This window comes from Streptomyces sp. NPDC044064 (assembly GCF_056434245.1).
Map to the genome: position 1 here is coordinate 287571 of NZ_JBWKFN010000011.1, position 7402 is coordinate 294972.

General features: G+C 71.3%; 6 protein-coding genes and 1 pseudogene. 4 read left to right on the top strand and 3 right to left on the bottom strand.

Annotation, left to right across the window (positions count from 1 at the left end; genetic code table 11):
• Positions 1–7: 7 nt before the first annotated feature.
• From AC07DS_RS20235 to AC07DS_RS20250, 4 genes are all read left to right on the top strand, one after another.
• Positions 8–1012, top strand: a complete 1005-nt coding sequence (locus AC07DS_RS20235) for a TauD/TfdA family dioxygenase (RefSeq protein WP_479147116.1) — start codon at positions 8–10, stop codon at positions 1010–1012.
• A complete protein-coding gene (sbnB, locus tag AC07DS_RS20240; protein ID WP_479147118.1) occupies positions 1009–2079 on the top strand; it encodes a 2,3-diaminopropionate biosynthesis protein SbnB in 1071 nt (356 codons plus the stop codon). The genes AC07DS_RS20235 and sbnB overlap by 4 nt, the downstream gene beginning before the upstream one ends.
• A gap of 36 nt (positions 2080–2115) precedes the next feature.
• On the top strand, positions 2116–3141 hold the full coding sequence (sbnA, locus tag AC07DS_RS20245; protein ID WP_479147120.1) for a 2,3-diaminopropionate biosynthesis protein SbnA: 1026 nt from the start codon (positions 2116–2118) through the stop codon (positions 3139–3141).
• 148 nt (positions 3142–3289) lie between these two features.
• Positions 3290–5248, top strand: a complete 1959-nt coding sequence (locus AC07DS_RS20250; protein WP_479147122.1) for a protein-arginine deiminase domain-containing protein — start codon at positions 3290–3292, stop codon at positions 5246–5248.
• A 98-nt stretch (positions 5249–5346) separates the two neighbouring features.
• Here the strand turns inward: AC07DS_RS20250 and AC07DS_RS20255 are convergent, their stop codons facing one another.
• From AC07DS_RS20255 to AC07DS_RS20265, 3 genes and pseudogenes are all read right to left on the bottom strand, one after another.
• Positions 5347–6264 carry a pirin family protein gene (locus AC07DS_RS20255; RefSeq protein WP_479147124.1) on the bottom strand — a complete coding sequence of 306 codons (918 nt, stop codon included), beginning with the start codon at positions 6262–6264 and terminating at the stop codon, positions 5347–5349.
• Positions 6265–6328: 64 nt separating this feature from the next.
• Positions 6329–6796 (bottom strand): MarR family winged helix-turn-helix transcriptional regulator, encoded by a 468-nt coding sequence (locus tag AC07DS_RS20260; RefSeq protein WP_145885437.1) that lies wholly within the window; start codon positions 6794–6796, stop codon positions 6329–6331.
• A gap of 120 nt (positions 6797–6916) precedes the next feature.
• Positions 6917–7315: pseudogene (locus AC07DS_RS20265) on the bottom strand (type 1 periplasmic-binding domain-containing protein); the annotation flags it as partial.
• Positions 7316–7402 lie beyond the last annotated feature (87 nt).

A 7402-nucleotide genomic window follows, 5' to 3' on the forward strand; every position in this document is an offset into this window, starting at 1 on the left:
ATCCGAGATGTCGTCCTCACCTCTGGCAGCACCCCTCGACGTGGAGCTGCGGCCGGACAGACCCGCGATCCTGCGCGTCGAGTCGCCCGGTGACGCGGCCAGTTGGGCGGCTCAGTACCGCGAGTCGCTGCATGCGCAGGTCTCCGAGCACGGGGCGCTCCTCGTCCGCGGACTGGGGCTGCGGGACATGTCCCGGGCCGGCGCCGTCTTCGCGGGGCTGGCCGGCCGGCTGATGCCGGAGCAGGAGGCGTTCGCCCCCCGTGAGGCCTACGGCCCGGGGCTGTACTCCTCCACCACCTGGCCGGCCAACCAGCCGATGTGCATGCACCACGAGCTGAGCTACCGGCTGGAGGTTCCCGGCCTGATGCTGTTCGCGTGTCTGACCGCGCCCGACGAGGGCGGGGCGACCGCGGTGGCCGACGCGGAGGAGGTGCTCCAGGCGCTGCCCACCACGCTGACGGAACGGTTCGAGCGTGAGGGCTGGCTGCTGACCCGCGCCTACAACGACGAGATCGGCGCCTCCCTGGCGGAGTCGTTCGGCACCGACGACCACTCCGAGATCGAGCACTACTGCCGCGCCCACGCCATCGACTTCGCCTGGCAGCCCGACGGCTCCCTGCGCACCGAGCAGCGCCGCAGCGCGGTCGTGCGGCATCCGCTCACCGGCCGGCGCTGCTGGTTCAACCAGATCGCCTTCCTCAACGAGTGGACGCTGGCTCCCGAGGTCCGCGAGTACCTGGTGGACGAGTACGGCGCGGACGGACTGCCGTTCAACACCCGCTACGGCGACGGCACCCCGATCGGCGAGGACGTCGTCCAGCTGCTCAACACCACCTACGAACAGCACACCCGGCGCGAGCCCTGGCAGTCCGGCGACCTGATGCTCGTCGACAACCTGCGCACCGCCCACAGCAGAGAGCCCTTCACCGGTGAGCGGCAGGTGCTGGTCGGCATGGCCGAGCCGCGCCGCCTGGCCGACTGCTGGCCGACCTCGGAGGCGAGCGAGCGATGACCCAACTGTCGTCCACCGCTGCCCGGCAGCCCCTGTCCGAGGGGGTCCCGGTGCCCACGTTCGCGGTGATCTCCGGTACGCAGGTGCAGCAGGCGCTCAGCGGGCGCGAGAAGCAGATCGTGGAGCTGGTCGAGGCCACCTACCGGCTGCACGGCGCCGGGGACTCGGTCAACCCGCCCTCCTACTTCCTGCGGTTCCCCGACCGGCCCAGCGCGCGGATCATCGCGCTGCCCGCCTCCGTCGGCGGGTCGGTGCACGTGGACGGGATGAAGTGGATCTCCAGCTTTCCGGACAACGTGCGGGCCGGGCTGCCCCGGGCCTCGGCGGTGCTCATCCTCAACGACCCAGGGACGGGCTACCCGTTCGCCTGTCTGGAGAGCTCCATCATCAGCGCGACCCGGACCGCCGCGTCCGCCGCGCTGGCCGCCGACTGGCTCAGCCGCGACCGGTCCCGCCCCACCCGGATCGGCTTCTTCGGCACCGGGCTGATCGCCCGCTACATCCACACCTTCCTGGCCGGGACGGACTGGACGTTCGACACGATCGGCGTGCACGACCTGTCCGCCGAGAGCACCGCCGGGTTCTGCGGCTACCTGCGGCAGGCCGGGACCACCGCGGAGATCGTCGTCCACGACAGCGCCGAGGACCTGATCCGCTCCAGCGACCTGGTGGTCTTCGCGACCATCGCCGGCGAGCCCCACATCGGCTCCCCGGCCTGGTTCGACCACAACCCGCTGGTGCTGCACATCTCCCTGCGCGACCTCTCCCCCGAGGTCCTGCTCGCCTCCGCGAACTTCGTGGACGACGTCGAGCACTGTCTGAAGGCCGGCACGTCCCCCCACCTGGTCGAGCAGCGCACCGGCAACCGTGACTTCCTGAACGGCACGCTCAACGACGTGATGCTCGGACGCGCGGCCCCGCCGCCCGACCGCCCCGTGATCTTCTCGCCCTTCGGACTCGGCGTGCTCGATCTCGCCGTCGGCAAGTACGTCTACGACGAAGCAGCCGTGGCGGGCGATCTCCGCCTCATCGACGACTTCTTCCACGACCTGCGCCGGTTCGGCTGAGGCGTTGTCCTCGGCCCTGGCACCAGGAGGCCCACCGTGCCTGTTGTTTCCGCTCCCCATGACTTCAACGAAGGCGGTCTCTTCGTCGACCTCGAGTCGATCTTCGGATGCTCCCTCTACCTGAAGTGCGAGGGCTTCAACTTCGCGGGCTCCATCAAGTTGAAGGCCGCGAACGAGATGGTGGAGAGCGCCGAGCGGGACGGAATCCTGACGCCGGATTCCATCCTCGTCGAGTCGTCCTCCGGGAACCTGGGCGTGGCGCTCAGCATGATCGCCGCCAGCAAGGGCTACCGGTTCCTGTGTGTCACGGACTCCCGCTGCAACCTGTCGACGCGGCTGCTGATGGAGGCGCTCGGCAGCCAGGTGCACGTCGTGGCCGACCTGGACGCGAACGGCGGCTTCCTGGGCACCCGGATCGAGTACGTCCGTGCACTGTGCGCGTCCGACAACCGCTACGTGTGGCTCAGCCAGTACACCAACGCGGGCAACTGGCGGGCGCACTACCGCACGACCGCACCGGAGATCGCCACACACTTCCCGCGCCTGGACGTCCTGTTCGTCGGGACGGGCACCGCCGGAACCCTGATGGGCTGCGCCCGCTACTTCCGGCAGTGGCACCGGCCGGTGCGGATCGTGGCCGTCGACAGCGTGGGCTCGGTGGCCTTCGGCGGCGAGCCGGGCCGCCGGATGATCCCCGGCCTGGGCATGAGCATGGTTCCCCCGCTGCTGGACGAGTCCTTCGTGGACGAGGTCATCCGGGTGGAGGAGGCGGACACCATCCGCACCTGTCACCGCATGGCCAGGCGCGGCTTCCTGTTCGGCGGCTCCACCGGGACGGTGGTCAGCGGCGCGACCGAGTGGCTGTCCCGGCAGGACGCACGCGGCCTCACCGCGGTGGCCATCGCACCGGACCTCGGTGAGCGCTACCTCGACACCATCTACCAGACCAACTGGCTGCAGGACCTCTACGGCGACCACATCCTCGACGACGAGGAGGTGAACGCCCTGCCCGGCAAGGACGATTCCACCTCCGAGTCACCGGACCGCCGATCAGGACCGTAGCAGCGCATACCGGACAGACCGGCGGCCCGTCACGCAGCGAACGCGTGGCGGGCCGCCGCTGTTCGGCCAGGTATGCGCCTCACAGTGAACGCACAGCTCCCATTCCTCCTCTTGCACAGCGAAACCCCCCAATGGAGAGGAACACGCTGTGCGTTCACGTGCACGCATACGCCTGCACCCCGCCGGACCCGTCATCCTCGCTCTCACCGCGGCCGGCACCGTACTGGCCGCACCGAGCGCCACCGCCTCCGCGCCGCAGTACCGCGCGGATCTGCGCGCGGACGTGAACCGTGACGGGCAGGCCGACATCACCGGCAGCACCGACGAGACGGGTGAGGACTCCTGGTCCGTCGGACGCGGTGCGGTCTATCTGCCCAATCTCGACGACGACACCAAGCGGTGCCCGGTCACCGGTCCCGGCGGCAGAAAGCTGTCCGACGCCGAGCTGGCCGCGTGCAACGACGGCGCCGACAAGAAGGTCGACGGCACCGCGGACGCGGCCGACCTCGCCCGGGTCCGCTCCGTGACCGTGCCGGACATTCCGGCCGACGCCGAGGGCAGCCTGAAGGTCACCACGGGAGCCGGACACACCCACGTCTTCCTGAAGCGGTCCGGCGACTGGGTCCTGGTCACGTCCCGGACCCGGCTGACCGCGGCCGAGCTGCGCTCCGGCGCGGAGTTGGGCGTCGAGGCCACCGACGTGATCCGGGACAGCGCGAAGTGGGACGGCCGCGCGGTGATCCGCCTGACGGTGACGACCGCCGACGGGTCCACCTCCGACTCCGTCACCCTGCGGGTGGCACCGCTGCTGACGCAGCATCACCTCCAGGACGCCCAGCAGGTGATGGTCACCAAGGTGCGGGGCGGGGGCGAGTACGGGCGCCTGCAGCGGAAGTTCGTCAAGGACCTGGCGAAGGAGGTCACGAAGGCCGGCATCACCAAGCCGCTGGCCACCTTCGACAAGTACGGAGACCCGTGGGCCCAGGACTTCGTGGAACCGGCCTACGTCAGCATGACCGGTCCGGACGGCCGGCGGCACGTGATGCGGGTGATGCTGCGCTCCGCCCAGCTGGACCGGGAGGCGGGCCGGGAGCTGTTCGAGAAGGTGCGCGGCCGGAACACCGGCGTCGTCCAGGTCACCGACCGGGCCCGCCCGGACGACTGGTCGCTCAACTCCATGGGCAACCTGGAGACCATCCCGCCCTACGCGCACGGCGGGCGTTCGTTCCCGGCCGGACGCATCATCATGGGCGAGCGCAAGGACAGCGGGGCGCGCCCGTCCAAGGCGATGCGCACGCTGCTCACGTCGCAGGGCCTGCAGGACCCGCTGCTGCTGGACACCTCCTGGCTGAGCGTCGGCCACGTCGACGAGTTCGTGCAGTTCCTGCCGGCCGACACCCCGCGCGGCTGGCGGATCGGCGTCGCCGACCCGAAGGCCGGGCTGCGGCTGCTGCGTGACGCCCGGCGCGACGGCCACGGCAGGACGAAGATGTTCTCCGTTCCGGGCCTGAGCGGCCTGCCGGCACCGAAGGAGACGATCAGTCAGGCGCTCGGCTCCCGGCACCTGGTGGCCGACAACGACATGGCGGCGAAGCGCATCACGGCCGACCTGGAGATCCTGAAGCGGGAGACCGGCATCACCGACGCCGAGATCGTCCGGGTGCCCGCCCTGTACACGCGCGACTCGGAGGCGCCGGCCCGCTCCGGAACGGCCGTCCCCGTACCCCGTCTGACGCGCATGGGCGCCGGCTCCCCGCTCGCGGGCGCGCTCGAGGAGTACGGCCGGCAGAAGTGGCTCGCCGGGAAGGGGGCCGATGCCCGTGCGGCGGCTCGTGCGACGGTGACGACCAGCGCGTACGTCCCCGGAGCGGTCAACGGCGTGCTCCTCGGCCGCGACCGCTACCTGGCCCCGCGCCAGTGGGGACCCGTCATCGACGGCAAGGACATCTTCACGCAGGCGGTCGACGCCACGTACCGGCAGGCCGGTCTGAAGGTGTCGTACATCGACGACTACTACACGTACCACCTCGGCATGGGCGAGGTGCACTGCGGCACCAACACCCTGCGCGACGCGTCGGCCGCGTGGTGGCAGCTCCCGGCGCAGTGACCGGCAACGGGAGGCCCGACCCGTCCGAGGGGCCGGACCAGCGGTCGTGTACGGCTGGTCCGGCCCTCTCCCGGCGGATCTGCGCGCGAGCACGGAGGTCAGCCGCGCGGCGGGTTTCCGCGCGGTGTGATGACGGCGTTCGGCAGGGCGGGTGCGGGCAGCCGGCTCCCCGGGTACCCCTCGACGGTGCCGAAGCGGTCGGACGAGGCCTCCCAGTCCGCCCGGGCCCGGACGATGTCCTCGTGGCTGCGCCCGATGAAGTTCCACCAGATGACTATCTCCTCCTCGAAGGGAGGACCGCCGAGCAGGATCGCCCGTGCCGGGCCGTCCGACTCGTTGACCAGCGTCAGGGCGTCGGCGCCGGGGGGCGCGTAGCCGAGCTCGGCGGGGCGCAGCACGGTGCCGGCCAGCCGGACGTCCCCGCTGTCCACGAGCAGGCCGTGCTCAAAGCCCGTGTCCACGGCGAGGGTGACCGTCGCACCCGGTTCGAGGACCATCTCCGCGCCGAGCAGCGGGGTGAAGGTCCGCACCGGGGAGGTGTCTCCGGCGAGTGAGCCCAGGAAGACCCTGATCTCCGCCCCGTCGGCGCGCACGGGTTCGGGCACGTGGTGCTGGAAGTCGCGGTCGGTGTTCCGGTGCTGTTCGGGCAGCGCCACCCACAGCTGGACGCCGTGGAGCACGGTGGTGCGCGGCGTGGAGACCTCCGAGTGGCAGATGCCGGACCCGCCCGTCATGAGGTTCATCTCGCCCGGCCGTACGAGGGCGTGGGTGCCGATGCTGTCGCGATGCTCGATCTCCCCGCTGAACAGCCAGCTCACCGTCTGCAGGCCGGTGTGCGGATGCGGAGGGACGTCCATGCCGCGGGTCACGGTGACGTCGACGGGGCCGTAGTGATCGGCGAAGCACCAGGCCCCGATCAGCGTCCGGGCCCGCTGCGGCAGCGTCCGTCGTACGAGCAGAGCCCTCGGTCCGCCCAGGGGCACGTCCCGCGCGGACAGCACATCGATAGTTGCCATATCAACCATCATGTCACTCAGACCCTCGGTTGACGAGTCAACCGCCCATGCCGGGCCTCCCGGGTCAGGACGGGTCCTCGTCCAGCTTCTCGACCACGCGCTCGGCGATCCGGGCCAGCGTCCGCAGTTCCGCCGGCGTGACATGGTCCAGGAACAGGGCGCGCACCGCCTCCACGTGCCGCGGGGCAGCGGCCTCGATCGCCGCCCGCCCCGCCTCCGTCATCACCACGAACGCCCCGCGCCCGTCCTCGGGACACTCCTGCCGCACCACCAGCCCGCGCTTCTCCATACGGGCGATGTGATGGGACATCCGGCTCTTCTCCCACTCCACCGCGCGGGCCAGATCCAGGAACCGCTGCCGCCCTTCCGGCACGTCCGTCAGATTGACCAGCACCGCGAAATCGGCGGCCGACATGTGCGAGTCCGCCTGCAGCAGGCGCGCCAGCCGACCGCCGAGCCTCTCCTGCAGCCGGACGAAGCCACGCCACGCCCGCTGCTCCTCCGCCGACAGCCACCGCACCGTCTCCTCCATGGGGGCAGTGTAGACATGGTTGACACTTCATCGAACTATGGAATCGCGAACCCACGAGCCGGTGCCCACCGGACGGTGAAGGAGTCGGAGTGCCGGTCCCCTCGCGAGAGGCGGCACCGGTCACCGGCCCCAGATCCTTCGGTAGCCGTCCCGGTAGCCCGGCGGGTCCCAGGTCGTGGTGGTGTCGCTGTTGGCGGCCGTGGCGAGGTGGACGGGGGCGACATAGCCACTGGCGGGCCGCCCCGCGTAGGCGCGGTTGAACTCGTCGATGATCTGCCAGCCCTGCAGGGACAGCGGCTCGGGGACCGTGGCCGCCTGGTACTGCCGGGTCTCGATGCGCTGGAAGGCGGACGGGTCGCCGTCGCCGGCGCCGATGTTGAAGGGCGGGCCGGAGCCCTTCCGGCCGGCGGCTCGGAAGGCCGGGGCGGCATCGGCGAAGTACAGGTCGTTGATGGCGACGGAGTGGGTCCACCTGCTCCCGAAGCGGGAGAGGAGCGACGAGACCTCCCGCGGGGTGGGGGGGGGGGGGGGGGGGGGGGGGGGGGGGGGGGGGGGGGGGGGGGGGGGGGGGGGGGGGGGGGGGGGGGGGGGGGGGGGGGGGGGGGG

Excerpts from the sequence above, each read along its gene's own strand:
- AC07DS_RS20255 (WP_479147124.1), bottom strand. The coding sequence starts at position 6,264 with ATGGCAACTATCGATGTGCTGTCCGCGCGGGACGTGCCCCTGGGCGGA.
- sbnB (WP_479147118.1), top strand. The coding sequence starts at position 1,009 with ATGACCCAACTGTCGTCCACCGCTGCCCGGCAGCCCCTGTCCGAGGGG.
- AC07DS_RS20260 (WP_145885437.1), bottom strand. The coding sequence starts at position 6,796 with ATGGAGGAGACGGTGCGGTGGCTGTCGGCGGAGGAGCAGCGGGCGTGG.
- AC07DS_RS20235 (WP_479147116.1), top strand. The coding sequence starts at position 8 with ATGTCGTCCTCACCTCTGGCAGCACCCCTCGACGTGGAGCTGCGGCCG.